This is a genomic window from Cupriavidus cauae (assembly GCF_026210475.1).
Taxonomy (GTDB): Bacteria; Pseudomonadota; Gammaproteobacteria; order Burkholderiales; family Burkholderiaceae; genus Cupriavidus; species Cupriavidus cauae.
The window spans coordinates 1615616-1631598 of the sequence record NZ_CP080294.1 but is presented as its reverse complement, the minus strand read 5'-3'; the positions used below and the strand labels follow the sequence as shown (position 1 = coordinate 1631598).

Genomic DNA, 15983 nt, shown 5'->3' with positions numbered 1-15983 from the left:
ATCAATGTGTTGTCCCTGGCCGGCGCGCCGCGCTTGGCGTCCGCCGGCCCTTGCCTGCGCACTGCTCCCTTCTCCTCGACGTTTGTGCCGTACGGTTGGTTCCTTTGCTTCGTTCCGCTTCGTCGCTTTTCGTCCTCAGCGTCCCTCCGCGTCCCTCCGCGTCCCTTTCGCCTAGCCGGTCGCCATGCCGCCGTTGATCGACAGCACCTGCCCGGTGACATAGCCGGCGGCCTCGGAGACCAGATAGGCCACCATCGCCGCCACCTCGTCCGGCTGGCCGGCCCGGCCCATCGGCACCAGCTCGCGGATCCGCTCGGGCGGGAAGGCCGGCTGTGCCATCGGCGAATCGACGATGCCCGGCGCCACCGCATTGACCGTGACGCCGCGCGAAGCCATCTCGATCGCCAGCGAGCGCGTGGCCGCAATCACGCCCGCCTTGGCTGCAGCATAGTTCACCTGACCGCGATTGCCGATCAGGCCTGCCACCGATGCGATATTGACGATGCGCCCCCAGCGGGTCCGCATCATCGGCATCAGCAGGGGCTGGGTCACGTTGAAGAAGCCGTGCAGCGAGACGTCGATGACACGGCGCCATTGCTCGCGCGTCATGCCCACCATCGGCGCGTCGTCGTGGATGCCGGCGTTGTTGACCAGCACCTGCACGGGGCCCTCGGTGAGGATGCGTTGCAAGGCCTGCTCGGTGGCATCGGCATCGGTCACGTCGAAGGCGATCGCCTCGGCGTCGCCGCCGGCGGCGCGGATGCGCTCGGCCACCTGTTGCGCCTCGTCCAGGCGCCGGTTGGCATGGACCCAGACACGGCAGCCGCCCGCGGCAAGGGTCTGGCAGATGGCCTGTCCGAGCGCGCCGCTGCCGCCGGTGACCAGAGCCTGCTTGTGGGCGGGTGCGGGCGCCGCCCGGGGCGTCCGGCGCGTGGGGGGCATCAGCGGGTACGGTTGGCGGCGGTGTAGGCCGCCAGGCTGCCCAGCGTGGCAAAGATGGTCTTGTTGTCCGGATTGTCCGAGCGCAGCTCGAATCCGTACTTCTTGGAGATCAGGAGTGCAATTTCTAGCACGTCGATCGAATCGAGGCCGAAGCCTTCGCCGTACAGCGGCGTATCGGCCGTGACCTGGTCCAGCGTCAGCTCGGTAATGTCCAGTTCGCCGAGAATCATCCGGGCCAGTTCGATTTCGAGATCGGTCATTGTCGCTAAATGTAAGTTATATCGTCGCGGCGGCCCGCCGGGCGGCGCCCGGGGGTGCGCAAAGCCGTGGGGTATACTGCGGCACCGCCTTCGGGCGCAATGCTACCAAGCCCATCGGGTTCGCTCCATACGGGTGAAATTTGGTAACAACCTCGCCGCCACGGCGAGAAACGGAACCCCCACACTTCGGGTCTTCCAGCCATAGTCCCCAAAGATCGATGACCGGACCGCTTCGCCGCCGGCCCGGGAGTGCAGTCTCCGCCCTCCCCGGAAGCCAAGCCGAAGTCCCGACCGCGCCGCCATGCCAGTGTCCCGCATTCCGCGCCGATCGCGCCCACAGAATTCCAGCGCCCGCCCTGCCGGCGGCGCCGAGGCGAACCCGTCCGCCGGGACTCTGCCGCTGATCGCGCATACCCGCGGCGACCAGATCGTCGCCTACCGGGATGGCGCCCCGGTCACCGTGGCGCGCTTCCTCGCCGACGTCCGCGACCTGGCCTCCCGGCTGCCGGCCGGCCGCCACGTCTTCAATATGTGCGCGGATCGCTACCTCTTCACCGTCGGCCTGTGCGCCAGCCTGCTGGCCGACAAGATCAGCCTGCTGCCGCCGGCGCACACCCCGGAAATGGTCCGGGAGCTGGCGACCTTCGCCCCGGATACCTTCTGCCTGCACGACGGCACCGGCTGCCATTGCAGCGCGGGCGACGCCAGCGGCGCCGGGCTGCCCGGCATGCGGGTGACGCTGCGGGGCACGTACGAAGACACGCACGAAGGCACGCGCGATGACGCACACGCGGATCGGGCCGGCGACGCGGCCGATTTGCCGATCACGATCCCCCGGATCCCGGCGGACCGCACGCTCGCCTACCTGTTCACCTCCGGCTCGACCGGCCTGCCGATGCCGCATCGCAAGAGCTGGGGCGCGATGGTGCGCAATGCGCGTGCCGCCGCGGCCCGGCTGGGCATCGATGCGCTGGCCGGCGCGACGCTGGTCGGCACCGTGCCGGCGCAGCACATGTACGGGCTGGAATGCACCGTGATGCTGGCCCTGCACGGCGGCGTGGCGCTCAGCGCGGCCCATCCCTTCTACCCCTACGACGTCGCCGCCGCGCTGGCCGCGGTGCCGGCGCCGCGCGTGCTGGTGGCCTCGCCGGTGCATCTGCGCACGCTGCAGCTGTCGCCGGTCGAGCTGCCGGCGCTGGCGCGGCTGCTGTCCGCGACCGCGCCGCTGGCGCCGCGGCTGGCGCGCGACATCGAGGCGCGGACCGGTGCGCCGCTGCTGGAGATCTACGGCAGCACCGAGACCGGCCACATCGCCACGCGCCGCACCGCGCACGATGCCGCGTGGCAACTGCTGCCCGGCGTGGCGCTGCGGCTCAAGCGGACGCACGATGCCGAAACCGCGACCGTTCCGACGGGCGACGAAGGCAACGAGGGCCAAGACAGCGACGACGGCCCCGTCTGGCTCGCCAGCGCCGCCCATCTGCCCCAGCCGGTGGCGCTGAACGACGCGATCGAATTGCTCGACGCCCATCGCTTCCTGCTGCATGGCCGCAAGGCGGACCTGATCAAGATCGCCGGCAAGCGCACCTCGCTGGCCTATCTGAACCATCACCTGAACGCGATCCCGGGCGTGATCGACGGCGTCTTCCACATGCCGCGCGGCGAGCCCGCGGGCGGGCTGGGCAAGGAGGCGCGCCTGACCGCGCTGGTGGTCGCGCCGGGCGTGAGCGCCGCCGACATCGTGCATGCGCTGCGCGCGCGCATCGATCCGGTCTTCCTGCCGCGGCGCGTGTTCTTCGTCGACAGCCTGCCGCGCAACGCCACCGGCAAGCTGCCGCGCGACCTGCTCGAGCCGCTGGTGGCGCGGCTGCAGAGCGGCCAGGCCGCTCGCCACGACGATCGTGCGCCCACCACCGTGCTGGGACCGGCATGAACAGCGCGGGGGTCTTCACCATCGAGGCCGGCCATCCGGCGCTGCCGGGACACTTTCCCGGCCGCCCGATCGTGCCGGGCGTCGTGTTGCTCGACCATGCGGTGCTGCGCATCGCCGCGGCGCTCGGCCGCCCGCCACACCCTGCACGCCTCGCCTCGGTCAAATTCCTGGCGACGGTGGTGCCGAACGAGCCGGTCACGGTGCGCTATGCCAGCGTGAGCCAGGACCCGGGTCAGGACCGGGCCGACCATCAAGCCGGCAACCAAGCCGACGACAAAGCGAACGACAGCGCCGACCACAGTGCCGACCACACGGTCCGCTTCGAGCTCGAAGGCCCCGGCCGCACCGTCGCCAGCGGCGTGCTGACGCTGCCGGGCCACGCCGGCCCGACCGACGCGGCGGTATGACGGCACCGGACAAGAGCCACGCGGCGCCGGCGGACGACTGGAGCAGCCAGCCCGAGCGCAGCCATCTACGGCTGCTGCGCGTGATGCGCTGGCTGTCGCTGCGCCTGGGCCGGCGCGCGAGCCGCACGCTGCTGTGGCCGGTGGTGGCGATCTATCTGCTGATCTCGCCGGGCGCGCGCCGCACCTCGCGCCAGTTCCTGTCGCGCGCGCTCGGCCGTCCGGCGGGTCTTGCCGACGTGATGCGGCAGGGCTTCGCCTTCGCGTCGACGATCCATGACCGCGTCTATCTGCTGAACGGCCGGCTGGAGCTGTTCGATATCCGCGTCCATGGCGAGCCGGTCATCCAGCAGGCGATCGCGCGCGGCGACGGTGCCTTCCTGTTCGGCGCCCATCTGGGCAGCTTCGAGGCGGTGCGCGCGGTCGGCCTGCGCTATCCGGCGCTGCGGCTGGCGGTGATGATGTACCAGGACAATGCCAGCCGCCTCAACGACGTGCTGGCGGCGATCAATCCCGCGGTGCGGCAGGACGTGATCCCGCTGGGCCGGCTCGACGCGATGCTGCAGGCACGCGACTACCTGGAGCGCGGCTACCTGCTCGGCCTGCTGGCCGACCGCACGCTGGCCCGGCTCGCCACCGATCCGCCGCGGCAGTGCGAATTCCTCGGCGCGCCGGCGCCCTTCGCCACCGGGCCGCTGCGGATGGCGGCGATGCTGCGCCGGCCGGTGCTGTTCATGACGGGCCTGTATCGCGGCGGCAACCGCTACGACATCCACTTCGACACGATCGCCGACTTCTCGGCGACGCCGGCCGCCGAGCGCGAGGCCGCCATCGACGCCGCGCTGCGCCGCTACGTCGCGCTGCTCGAGCGGCATTGCCGCGCGGCGCCGTACAACTGGTTCAACTTCTACGATTTCTGGCAGGCGCCCACGCGGGCGCCTGCGGACGCATGATGTCGATGACCTGGATCTTCGAAAGCCTTCGCTTGCCTGCCCACGCTCCTTCCCTCGCTTTTGCCCCCGCTCTTGGCCTTCGTTTCGGCGCGGCGTGCTGCCTGGCGCTGGCCTGCCAGTTGCCGCTCGCCCGCGCCGCGACGGCGGCTCCTACGACGGCTCCTACGACGGCTCCTACGACAGCTCCTACAACGGCTTCTACAACGGCTCCTACAACGGCAACTACGGCGGCATCCAGCGCGGTTTCCACGAAGTCGCCTCCGGCCCGGGCCGACGCGGCCTGGAGCGTGGACCGGCTGATGGCGACGCTGGCGCGGCAGCCGGCCGGCAGCGCGCGCTTCGTCGAGAAGAAGTACATGGCGATGCTGGAACGGCCGCTGGAATCGAGCGGCGAGCTGCGCTTCGTCGCGCCGGACCGCCTCGAGAAGCGCACGCTGGCGCCCAAGCCCGAGACGCTGCTGGTACAGGGCGACATGCTGACGGTCGAGCGGGCGGGCCGCAGGACCACCATTCCGCTCGGCAACCATCCCGAGCTCGCGGGCTTTATCGAGAGCCTGCGCGGCACGCTGGCCGGCAACCGGCAGGCGCTGGAGCAGTACTACCGGCTCGCGCTGGAAGGCACCGCCAAGCGTTGGACGCTGACGCTGACGCCGTCCGACAGCCGCATGGCCGCGGCGATTGCCGCCATCCGCATCGACGGCGCCGGCGAGCGGCTCGAGCGCGTCGAGATCCGCCAGGCCGACGGCGATCGCTCGGTGATGACCATCGTGCCGACCGGCGGCCAATGAGCGCGGCCGGCCAACGCCTGCACCGAAGGACGCTGCCGGCACGGCTGGCGGTCGCGATCTGGCTGGCCTTCGTGCTGGCCTGCGCGGCCATCGCGGCGCGCACCACCTTCACCGCCGACCTGTCGGCCTTCCTGCCGCGCGCGCCCAGCGCCGAACAGCAGCTGCTGGTCGATCAGCTGCGCGATGGGCTGGTGTCGCGGCTGCTGCTGATCGGCATCGAAGGCGGCGGCAGGCATGACGGCACGGGCGAAAATACCCAGGACGCCGCGCAGGACAGCGCCCGGCGCGCGGCGCTGTCCAAGGCATTGGCCGGCAAGCTGCGCGGCGATCCACGCTTTGCCGTGATCGACAACGGCGAGCCGGTCAACCGCGAGCGCGACCAGCGCTATCTGTACGCGCACCGCTATCTGCTGAGCCCCGCCGTCACGCCCGAGCGCTTCACCGAGGCGGGCCTGCGCGCCGCCATCGGCGACACCATCGATCTGCTCGGCTCGTCGGCCGGGCTGATGATCAAGCCGCTGCTGCCGCGCGATCCGACCGGCGAGGTGGCGACGCTGCTGGCCGATCTCGATCCGAGCCACGGCGCGGCAATGCGCGACGGCGCCTGGGCCTCGCGCGACGGCCGCCGCGCGGTGCTGCTCGCGCAGACCGCCGCGCCCGGCTCGGACCTGGACGCGCAGGCGCAGGCGATGGCGGCGATCCGCTCGGCCTTTGCCGCGGCGGTGTCCGAGGCCGGCGCCAAGGAAGGCGAATTCCGTCTGGTGATGTCCGGCCCGGGCGCGATCGGCGTGCAGACGCGCGACACCATCCGCGCCGAGGTCGAGCGGCTGTCGACCATCGGCGTGGCGGTGATCGTCGCGCTGCTGTGGTTCGTCTACCGCTCGCCGACCGCGCTGGCGCTCGGGCTGGTGCCGGTGCTGTCCGGCGTGCTGGCCGGCATTGCCGCGGTCAGCCTGGGCTTCGGCATGGTGCACGGCCTGACGCTCGGGTTCGGCACCACGCTGATCGGCGAGTCGGTCGACTATGCGATCTACCTGTTCGCGCAGACCGCGCAGGATCGGGATGACGATGCGCCGGCTGAAGCCGGCACCGCTGCCGCTACCGCTACCGCTGGCGCAGCTCTGGGCGCGGGTGCCGGTGCTACCACTACCGCTATCACTACCGCTGCCGCTCTCGCTACCGCTGCAGCTGGCGCCAGTGCTACGACTACCGCCGCCAGCGCTTGCGCCACCGCCGCGGCCGCGCGCGAACGCTGGACGCGCGCCTTCTGGCCCACGGTGCGCCTGGGTGTGCTGACCTCGATCTGCGGCTTCGCCTCGCTGCTGCTGTCGGGCTTTCCGGGGCTGGCGCAGCTCGGCCTGTTCTCGATCGCGGGCCTGGCCACCGCCGCGCTGGTCACGCGCTTCGTGCTGCCGCAGCTGATTCCGGCGCGCTGGCGCATGCGCGACCTGCGCCCGCTCGGCAACCGGCTGGCCCGCATCGCGGCGCATGCGCCTCGGCTGCGCTGGCCGGCGCTCGCCGTGGTGCTCGGCGCGGTGCTCGTGCTGGTCTGGCTCGTTGCCGTACAGCGCACGCCGTTGTGGAGCCAGGAACTGACCTCGCTGAGCCCGGTGCCGGCCGACGCGCAGGCCCTCGATACCCAATTGCGCGCCGACCTCGGCGCCCCGGACGTGCGCTACCTGGTCACCGTGTCCGCGGCCAGCGAACAGGCGGCGCTGCAGGGCGCCGAGCGGGTCGGCGCGCAATTGGCGCCGCTGGTCGCCCAGGGCGTGATCGGCGGCTTCGACAGCCCGGCACGCTTCCTGCCGAGCGAGGCCACGCAGCGCGCGCGGCAAGCCGCGCTGCCGCCCCGGGACGAACTGGCCGGACGGCTGCAGGCCGCGGTGGCCGAGCTGCCGGTCAAGCCGGCGCTGTTCGCGCCCTTCCTCGACGAGGTCGCGCGCGTACGCGAGATGCCGCCGCTGACGCGGGCCGATCTGCGCGGCACGTCGATGGCGCTGGCGGTCGATGCGCTGCTGACCGAGCACGGCGGCCGCTGGACCGCGACGCTGCCGCTGCGCGCCGCGGCTCAGGCCAATGCCCCCGCCAGTGCCGGCCCCAATGCCGGCCCCAATGCCGTCCCGAATGCCGACGCACGTGCCGACACCAAAGCCGACGCCGGTGCTGGTGCCGGTGCTGGTGCTGGTGCTGGTGCTGGTGCTGGTGCTGGTGCCGGTGCTGGTGCCGGGGCTCATGCCGATGCCAAGGCCGGCGCATCGTCAGCGGCAAGCCAGAGCCCGGCCGCGCTGCCGGTACCCACGGCGATCCGCGCCGCGATCGCCCGGGCGGGCGTTGCCGATGCGCTGTTCGTCGACCTGAAGGGCGAATCGGACCGGCTCTACGCGGGCTATCTGCGCGAGGCGCTGCGGCTGTCGCTGGGCGGGGCCGCCGCCATCGCGATCCTGCTGCTGGTGGCGCTGCGTTCGCCGCGCCGCGTGCTGGCCACGCTGCTGCCGCTGGCCGCCGCCGCGCTGGTCGTGATCGCCGCGCTGGCGCTGGCCGGCAAGACGCTGTCGCTGCTGCATCTGGTCGGCATGCTGCTGCTGGTCGCGGTGGGCTCGAACTACGCGCTCTTCTTCAACGGCGCGGCCGGGACGGCAGGGGCGGACGAACCCGCAGGTAACATGCTCGGCGCGAGCCGGCCCAAAGCGAATGAGGTCCGAACGAACGAGACCCGAGGGAACCAGACCCCAACGAGCGAGACCCTGGCGAACGAAGCTGGAGGGAACGAAGCAGGGACGAACCAGCCCGGAGCGAGCGAACCCGCTGCGATCGCGCCGCGCACCCTGGTCTCGCTGCTGCTGGCCAACCTGACCACGGTGGCGGCCTTCGGTCTGCTAGGCTTATCACATCTGCCGCTGTTGCAGGCCTTCGGCCAGACGGTCGGTCCGGGCGCGGTGCTGGCGCTGCTGTTCTCTGCGGTGTTCGCGCCGGCGGCCATGCTGGGTGCCTCGCCCCGTCCGACCGCGGCCGGTCACGATCAGGAGGCAAGACCATGACGCGCATGCGCAATTCCTATCCCGGGCCGCAATCGAGCGCCGCGCCGGGCACGGTCCGCAGCTGGCGGCCGTCGGCGCTGATCGGCGGCGCGGCCGCCGTCCATCTGGGCGCGGTGGCCGCGGTGCTGGCCCAGCCGGCGACGCTGCCCTGGGCCGCTGGCTCGGTGGTCGCGGCCAATCTGCTGCTGGCCGGAGCCGGGCTGTGGCCGCGCAGCACGCTGCTGGGACCGAACCTGCTGCGGCTGCCGCCGAGCGCCGGCCACAGCATCGCGCTGACCTTCGACGACGGCCCCAATCCAGAGGTCACGCCGGCCGTGCTCGACCTGCTCGATGCGCACGGCGCCCGCGCCACCTTCTTCTGCATCGGCGAGCGCGCGCTGCGCCATCCCGACCTGGTGGCCGACATCGTGCGCCGCGGGCACGCGATCGAGAACCATACCCAGCACCACTGGCTGCACTTCTCCACGTTCGGCCCGGGCCGCATCACGCGCGAGGTCGGCGAAGCGCAGCGTTTGCTGACCGAACTGACCGGGCAGGTGCCGCGCTTCTTCCGCGCGCCCGCCGGCCTGCGCAATCCGCTGCTGGAGCCGGCGCTGTGCCGGCATGGGCTGCGGCTCGCCAGCTGGACGCGGCGCGGCTTCGATACCTTCCGCGGCGGCGACCCCGACAAGGTCGAGGCGCGGCTGCTGAAGGACCTGGCGGCGCGCGACATCCTGCTGATGCATGACGGCAACCCGGGCACCGACCGCGCCGGCACGCCGATGATCCTGGTGGTGCTGCCGCGTGTGCTGCGCGCCATCGACGAGGCGGGGCTGCGCTACGTGACGCTGCGCGAGGCGGTGCCGGCATGACACGGTGGACCGATGCCGCGGGCCTGGCCGGCGAGGCGCTGATCGCGCGGGCCAGCGCCCGCTACCGCGCGGCCGACCCGTTCGCCGTGCACTTCGCCCGCTTCAAGCTGCGCAACGATCCGGTCTTCGCGATCGCGCTGGCACAGGGCCTGATCCCCGACCGCGCACGCATTCTCGATATCGGCTGCGGCCAGGGCCTGCTGGCCAGCTGGCTGCTGGCGGCGCAGCAATGCCATGCCGACAGCTGGCCGCGGGGCTGGCCGGCGCCGCCGGTGCCGCGCTCCTATCTCGGCATCGAGCTGACGCCGGCCGACGCCGAGCGCGCCCGCGCCGCGCTGGCCGAGCCGGGCCCGTGGCCGGCGGAAATCCGCCAGGCCGATGCCCGCGCCGCCGTGGCCGAGGTCGCCGCGGCCTGCGATCTGGTGGTGCTGCTCGACGTGCTGCATTACATCGACCGCCCCGCGCAGGAGGCGCTGCTCCGCGACGCGCTGCGCTGCCTGGCGCCGGGGGGCCGGTTGCTGATGCGCGTCGGCGACGCCAGCGCGGGCTGGCGGGCCCGCTACAGCCGCGCGGTCGATCGCGTGGTGCAGTGGCTGCGCGCCGGCCGCACCAGCCCGCTGACCTGCCGGCCCGCCGACGAATGGCGCGCGCTGCTGCGCGGCATGGGCATGACGCTGCGCGAGGTGCCACTGCCGCGCGATGCGCATGGCGCCAATGTGCTGATGGTCGGCACGCTCGATTCGGTCGATGCGGTCGATGGGGTCGATGCAGTCGATGCGGTCGGTGCGGCCGATGCGCTCGATGCTTCGGACGCGCCCAAGGGGCAGGCCGTGCGGGCCATGCAGGCGGCGCAGGCCGAGCCCGGCGCCGCGTCCCGGGAGGAGGCGGCACGCTCCTCGGCCACGACCTCCGCCGCGGCCTCCACCACCGCCTCCACCGGCGAGCTGGAGCCGCTTTGATACAATCGCGCCGCCCATCGGTGCCCGCCACCGACCGCAACGCCGGCAACCCCGGCCGCCCCCGCAATATCGGCGACGCGCCGCAACGCGCCGCAACGCATCCCGATCGTCCGCTGTCCCCGTCCGTGTCCGCCCTGCAGTTCTCCCATTTCACCGTCACCAGTTGCCTGGGCCATGGCCTGGCCGCGACCTCCGCGGCCTTGCGCGCCCAGCGCAGCGGACTCGCGCCCTGCCGCTTCGGCGACGTGCGGCTGCGCACCCATGTCGGCGAGGTCGCCGGCGTCGACGACGCCCCGCTGCCGGCCGAATTCGCCAGCTTCGACTGCCGCAACAACCGGCTGGCGCGGCTGGCGCTCGAACAGGACGGCTTCGCCGAGCGCGTGCGCGAGGCCATCGCGCGATATGGCGCCCACCGTATCGGCGTGTTTCTCGGCACCAGCACCGGCGGCATCCTCGAGACCGAGCAGGCCTACCGGCGTCGCGATCCCGCGACCGGCGCGCTGCCGCCCGACTTCGACTACGCGCACCGGCACAGCCCGTTCTCGCTGCCGGCCTTCGTGCGCGCGTACCTGGGCCTGACCGGTCCGGCTGCGGCGATCTCGTCGGCCTGCTCGTCGGGCGCCAAGGTGTTCGCCTCGGCGCGCCGGATGATCGGGGCCGGGCTGATCGACGCGGCGCTGGTGGGCGGCGTCGATTCGCTGTGCCACACCACGCTGTACGGCTTTCACTCGCTGGAGCTGGTGTCGGCCGAGCCTTGCCGGCCCTACGATGCGCGGCGCAACGGCATCTCGATCGGCGAAGGCGGCGCGTTCGGGCTGCTGGAACGGTTGCCCGAATCTTTGCCCGAATCTTTGGCCGAATCCCTGCCCGAATCACTGCCAGGCTCCGGCGCGGCGGCGCTGCCCGACGACGCGGTGCTGCTGTGCGGCGTCGGCGAATCCAGCGATGCGCATCACATGTCGAGCCCGCATCCGGACGGACTGGGCGCACGGCTGGCGATGGAGCAGGCGCTGGCCGACGCCGGACTGACGCCGGCCGACATCGACTACATCAATCTGCATGGCACCGCGACGCCGAGCAACGACGCCGCCGAGGGCAAGGCCGTGCTCGCGCTGTTCGGCACGACGCCCTGCAGCTCCACCAAGGGCGCGACCGGCCATACGCTCGGCGCGGCCGGCGCGATCGAGGCGGTGATCAGCGCGCTGGCGCTGCGCGAGGGCTGGCTGCCGGCCGGCATTGCCGATACCGAGCTCGATCCCGCGCTGCCGGTGGGCTATCTGCTGCGCACCGGGACGGCCGATGCCGGCCATCGCCTCCGCTACGCGCTGAGCAATGCCTTCGGCTTCGGCGGCTCCAATTGCAGCCTGCTGTTTGGCCGCGCCGACGCGCATTTGCAAGGCGCACGGTCATGACGGCGCCGGTGTTCGTCGAAGGGATCGGCCTGCTCGGTCCGGGACTCACGGACTGGCAGCAAGGGGCGGCAGTGCTGCGCGCGGAGACTCCCTATTTGCACGCCGCCACCGCGTTGCCCGCGCCGGAAGGGCTGCCGTCGGCCGAGCGCCGGCGCACCGGCCCCGCTGTCAAGCTCGCGCTCGCAGTGGGCCGGCAGGCGATCGCCGCCAGCGGACGCAATGCCGCCACGCTGGCAACCGTGTTCAGCGCCTCGGGCGCGGACGGCCACAACTATCACGCGATCTGCGAATCGCTGGCCGGCGACGATCCCATGATCTCGCCGACCCGCTTCCACAACTCGGTGCACAACGCACCGGCCGGCTACTGGAGCATCGCGACCGGCGCGATGGCGCCGTCCAACGCGATGTGCGCGCACGACGGCAGCTTTGCCGCGGGCCTGCTCGATGCCTACAGCCAGGTGCTGGCGACCGGCGCGCCCTGCGTGCTGATCGCCTACGACACCGACTATCCCGAGCCGCTGCGCAGTGCGCGGCCGATTCCCGATGCGTTCGGCCTCGCGCTGGTGCTGACGGCCGAGCCGGGTGCGGTGACGCTGGCGAGCCTGCGGCCATCGCTGGTCCTCGAAGGCGACGCGCCGACACCGACGCCGATGGCCGATGCCGCGCTGGAAGCGCTGCGCGCCGCCATCCCGGCCGCGCGCGCCCTGCCCTTGCTGCAGGCGCTGGCACGCGGCGACGACACCACGGCGGTGCTCGATTATCTGGACCCGCTGCGGCTGCGCGTCGAGGTCGCGCCATGGCGGTGAACGACGCCCACGACCCGAACGACGCCAACGACGCCCGCGACGTCGGCGCGTCGCCGGCCGCCATGCCGCCCGGCACGCCGGTCCGGCGCGACTGGATCGCCGCGCATATCCCCCATCGCGGCGCGATGTGCCTGCTCGACGAGGTGATCGACTGGGATGCGCAGCGCATCCGCTGCGAGGCAGGCAACCACGCGTCGCCCGAGCATCCGTTGCGTGCCGAAGGAAGGCTGGCCGCGCTGTGCGGCATCGAATATGCGGCGCAGGCGATGGCCGTGCATGGCGCGCTGCTGCGCACCGGCGCCGCGGCCGCGCCGAGCCTTGGCTATCTGGCCAGCGTGCGCAAGGTCGAGATCCTCGTCGAGCGGCTCGATACCGTAGCGGGGGCGCTGACGATCGAGGCAGAACGCATCGGCGGCGACAATCGACAGGTGCTCTACGAATTCTCGCTCTGTGGCGGCGGCGCCGTACTGCTGACGGGCCGCGCGGCGGTGGTGCTGGACGCCACGCCGGCCGCTTAGGTCCGGCACGGCACGGTACGTCCGCCTGGATCCGGCGCGGTACGGTACGGCCGATTGAGCAGGGGTACGGTGCGGCCCGCGCCGGCCCGGTCCCCCGCGCGGCGGTCCGGCCCCGGCTTGGGTGGCCTTGCTTCGGCGGTCCGGGCCGGCTTGCGCGGCGTTGCTGCGCGGCGGTCCGGGCCGGCTTGCGCGGCGTTGCTGCGCGGCGGTCCGGGCCCGGCTCGCGTGGCGTTGCTGCGCAGCAGTCTGGGCCGCGTGGCGTTGCTGCGCGCGGGCGATCAGCCCTCGATCTTCGGTGCCGGCAGCACCTCGCCGCTGACCTCGCCGAAGCCGATGCGATAGCCATCGCCCTGGCACCAGCCGCGCATCACCACTTCATCGCCGTCCTGCAGGAAGCCGCGCTCCACGCCGCCGGCGAGCTTCAGCGGCTCGTTGCCGTTGCGGGTCAGTTCCAGCAGGCTGCCGTACGAATCCGGCGTGGTGCCGCTGATCGTGCCCGAACCCATCAGATCGCCGACACGCACATTGCAGCCCGACACCGTGTGGTGGGCCAGCTGCTGCGCCATCGTCCAGTACATCGCACGGAAGTTGGTGCGGCTGATCGGCTCGGCGCGCTCGGCGCCCTGCGGCCGCAGCGCGACCTCGAGTTCGATGTCGTAGGCGTTGCGCGCCGACTGGCGCAGATACGGCAGCGGCTCGGGCGATTGCTCGGGGTTGTCGCGGCGGAACGGCTCCAGCGCTTCCATCGTGACGACCCACGGCGAGATCGAGGTGCCGAAGGTCTTGGCATTGAACGGCCCCAGCGGCACGTATTCCCACTGCTGGATGTCGCGCGCGCTCCAGTCGTTGAGCAGCACCATGCCGAACAGATAATCGTCGGCCTGGTCGACGCGCACCGGCACGCCCAGGGCCGAGTCCTTGCCGACGATGAAGCCCATCTCCAGTTCGTAGTCGAGCTTGCGGCAGGCGCCGAAGATCGGCCGCGCCTCGTTCGGCAGCTTGATCTGGCCGTTCGGGCGGCGGATCGGCGTGCCGCTGACCACCACCGAACTGGCGCGGCCGTTGTAGCCGATCGGGATTTCCAGCCAGTTCGGCAGCAGCGCGTTGTCCGGGTCGCGGAACATGCGGCCGACGTTGGTCGCGTGCTCCTTCGACGAATAGAAATCGGTGTAGCCGGGGATCTCGACCGGCAGATGCAGGCGGGCGCCGGCCATCGGCACCAGCGCGCGCTCGCGCAGCGCTGCGTCGTCGCGCAGCGTCGGCGTGTCGGCCGACAGCAGCTCGGCGATGCGCTGGCGCGTCTCGCGCCAGACAGGGCGGCCCAGCGCGATGAAGCGGTTCAGCACCGGCGCGGCGAAGGTGCCGCGGGTCGCGGCCGGCAGCAGGCCGGCTTCGTCCAGCACCGACAGGTCGACGATGCGGTCGCCGATGGCGACGCCGACGCGCGGGGCCTGCGAGCCGTGCGAGAACACGCCGTAGGGCAGGTTCTGCAGCGGGAAATGGGTGGCGGCGTCGTTGGCCGATTCGATCCAGCTGCGGGAGGATTGGGCTTGGGTCATGGATGCAATGCGTTGGACGGGTTCTGTGTTCGGAGGTCGCTGCGTTCGCTGCGTGCGATACGTGCAATACCTGCAATACCTGCAATACCTGCAATACCTGCGATACGTGCGATACGTGCGATACGTGCGATAGGTGGTGCGATGCCGGGCCGCGCGATCGTCAGCGCTGATTCGGGTTGAAATGCTTTTTCAGCCCTTGCCAGCAGTGCTGGTAGTCGGATTGCAGCGCGGCCGATTCGGCGGCGTAGCGCGTGGGCCGGATCACCGTCGGCGTCTCGAACATGAAGGCCATCGTGTCGGAGATGCGGTGCGGCCTGGTGGTGTCGGCCTCGGTGGCGCGCGCGAAGGTCTCCGCATCGGGGCCGTGGCCGCTCATGCAGTTGTGCAGGCTCGCGCCGCCCGGGGCAAACCCTTCGGCCTTGGCGTCGTAGACGCCTTCGATCAGGCCCATGAACTCGCTGGCGATATTGCGGTGGAACCAGGGCGGGCGGAACGAGTGCTCCATCGCCAGCCAACGCGGGCCGAAGATCACGAAGTCGATGTTGTCGACGCCCTCGGTATCGGACGGGCTGTGCAGCACCAGGAAGATCGAAGGGTCCGGATGGTCGAAGCTGATCGAGCCGATCGTGTTGAAGCGGCGCAGATCGTATTTGTACGGTGCGTAGTTGCCATGCCAGGCCACCACGTCCAGCGGCGAATGATCGATCTTCGCGCGCCACAGATTGCCCTGGAACTTGGCCACCAGCTCGAAATCGCCCTCGACGTCCTCGTACCAGGCCACCGGGGTCTGGAAGTCGCGCGGATTGGCCAGGCCGTTCGAGCCGATCACGCCAAGGTCGGGCAGCTTCAGCAGCGCGCCGTAGTTTTCGCAGATATAGCCGCGCGCCTCGCCGTCGAGCAGATCGACGCGGAAGCGCACGCCGCGCGGTACCACCACGATCTCCTGCGGCTCGACCTCGAGCACGCCCAGTTCGGTGGCCAGGCGCAGCCGACCCTGCTGCGGCACGATCAGCATCTCGCCGTCGGCGTTGTAGAAGAAGCGGCCCTGCATCGAGCGGTTGGCCAGGTACAGGTGGATGCCGCAGCCGACCATCGCCTCCGGACCGCCGTTGCCGCCCATCGTGACGATGCCGTCGATGAAGTCAGTGGGCGCATCGGGCATCGGCAGCGGGCTCCAGCGCATCTGGTTCGGCGACGGCGCGACGTCGTCGAAGCGGCTGACGATGCGCGATTGCTCGATCCTGACGAAGGACTCGTGCATCGCCGCCGGGCGGATGCGGTACAGCCACGAGCGGCGGTTGTGCGCGCGCGGCGCGGTGAAGGCGGTGCCCGACAGCTGCTCGGCGTACAGGCCGTACGGCGCGCGCTGCGGCGAATTCTGTCCGACCGGCAGCGCGCCCGGCAGGGCCTCGGTGGCGAACTCGTTGGCGAAGCCGGATTGGTAGCGCAGCGCGCCGGCGTCGGTGTCTTGGCGTAGTGCTTGGGTCATGGTGGTCCTGACAGAGGTTCTGAAAAAGTTCTCGGAAAGGTTCTCGGAGAAGGATGGGCTTGGGTGATCGG

General features: G+C 71.5%; 14 protein-coding genes. 10 read left to right on the top strand and 4 right to left on the bottom strand.

Annotation, left to right across the window (positions count from 1 at the left end; genetic code table 11):
* Positions 1–171 precede the first annotated feature (171 nt).
* Together fabG and KZ686_RS22470 are read right to left on the bottom strand one after the other, a co-directional pair.
* Complete coding sequence (fabG, locus tag KZ686_RS22475) at positions 172–942, bottom strand: 3-oxoacyl-ACP reductase FabG (protein ID WP_265633726.1); 771 nt, start codon at positions 940–942, stop codon at positions 172–174.
* Entirely contained in the window at positions 942–1202 is a 261-nt protein-coding gene (locus tag KZ686_RS22470; RefSeq protein ID WP_006577304.1) for a phosphopantetheine-binding protein, read from the bottom strand. Before KZ686_RS22470 ends, fabG begins: the two co-directional genes overlap by 1 nt.
* Positions 1203–1503: 301 nt before the next feature.
* On the opposite strand from KZ686_RS22470, the gene KZ686_RS22465 reads away from it, so the two are divergent.
* The 10 genes from KZ686_RS22465 to KZ686_RS22425 all read left to right on the top strand — a co-directional run bounded on the left by KZ686_RS22465 (position 1504) and on the right by KZ686_RS22425 (position 12864).
* Positions 1504–3135, top strand: a complete 1632-nt coding sequence (locus KZ686_RS22465; RefSeq protein ID WP_407648573.1) for an AMP-binding protein — start codon at positions 1504–1506, stop codon at positions 3133–3135.
* A complete protein-coding gene (locus KZ686_RS25520; RefSeq protein ID WP_407648572.1) occupies positions 3132–3542 on the top strand; it encodes a hypothetical protein in 411 nt (136 codons plus the stop codon). Before KZ686_RS22465 ends, KZ686_RS25520 begins: the two co-directional genes overlap by 4 nt.
* Positions 3539–4492, top strand: coding sequence for an LpxL/LpxP family acyltransferase (locus KZ686_RS22460; RefSeq protein ID WP_265633725.1), 954 nt, complete (start codon positions 3539–3541; stop codon positions 4490–4492). The genes KZ686_RS25520 and KZ686_RS22460 overlap by 4 nt, the downstream gene beginning before the upstream one ends.
* Before the next feature lie 119 nt (positions 4493–4611).
* Complete coding sequence (locus KZ686_RS22455) at positions 4612–5280, top strand: LolA-related protein (RefSeq protein ID WP_407648627.1); 669 nt, start codon at positions 4612–4614, stop codon at positions 5278–5280.
* Positions 5277–8318, top strand: coding sequence for an MMPL family transporter (locus KZ686_RS22450; protein WP_407648571.1), 3042 nt, complete (start codon positions 5277–5279; stop codon positions 8316–8318). Before KZ686_RS22455 ends, KZ686_RS22450 begins: the two co-directional genes overlap by 4 nt.
* Entirely contained in the window at positions 8315–9169 is an 855-nt protein-coding gene (locus KZ686_RS22445; RefSeq protein ID WP_265633724.1) for a polysaccharide deacetylase family protein, read from the top strand. Before KZ686_RS22450 ends, KZ686_RS22445 begins: the two co-directional genes overlap by 4 nt.
* Positions 9166–10128 (top strand): class I SAM-dependent methyltransferase, encoded by a 963-nt coding sequence (locus KZ686_RS22440; RefSeq protein ID WP_265633723.1) that lies wholly within the window; start codon positions 9166–9168, stop codon positions 10126–10128. The genes KZ686_RS22445 and KZ686_RS22440 overlap by 4 nt, the downstream gene beginning before the upstream one ends.
* A 125-nt stretch (positions 10129–10253) precedes the next feature.
* Positions 10254–11540: a beta-ketoacyl-[acyl-carrier-protein] synthase family protein gene (locus KZ686_RS22435; RefSeq protein WP_265635375.1), complete on the top strand. Its 1287-nt coding sequence runs from the start codon at positions 10254–10256 to the stop codon at positions 11538–11540.
* Positions 11537–12346 (top strand): beta-ketoacyl synthase chain length factor, encoded by an 810-nt coding sequence (locus KZ686_RS22430; protein WP_265633722.1) that lies wholly within the window; start codon positions 11537–11539, stop codon positions 12344–12346. The genes KZ686_RS22435 and KZ686_RS22430 overlap by 4 nt, the downstream gene beginning before the upstream one ends.
* A 62-nt stretch (positions 12347–12408) precedes the next feature.
* Entirely contained in the window at positions 12409–12864 is a 456-nt protein-coding gene (locus KZ686_RS22425; RefSeq protein WP_265635373.1) for a hotdog family protein, read from the top strand.
* Positions 12865–13142: 278 nt separating this feature from the next.
* On the opposite strand, the gene fahA is transcribed toward KZ686_RS22425, so the two are convergent.
* Both fahA and hmgA read right to left on the bottom strand, forming a co-directional pair.
* Positions 13143–14423 carry a fumarylacetoacetase gene (gene fahA / locus KZ686_RS22420; RefSeq protein ID WP_265633721.1) on the bottom strand — a complete coding sequence of 427 codons (1281 nt, stop codon included), beginning with the start codon at positions 14421–14423 and terminating at the stop codon, positions 13143–13145.
* Between the two features lie 160 nt (positions 14424–14583).
* Complete coding sequence (hmgA, locus tag KZ686_RS22415) at positions 14584–15912, bottom strand: homogentisate 1,2-dioxygenase (protein ID WP_226106062.1); 1329 nt, start codon at positions 15910–15912, stop codon at positions 14584–14586.
* Between the last annotated feature and the right edge of the window lie 71 nt (positions 15913–15983).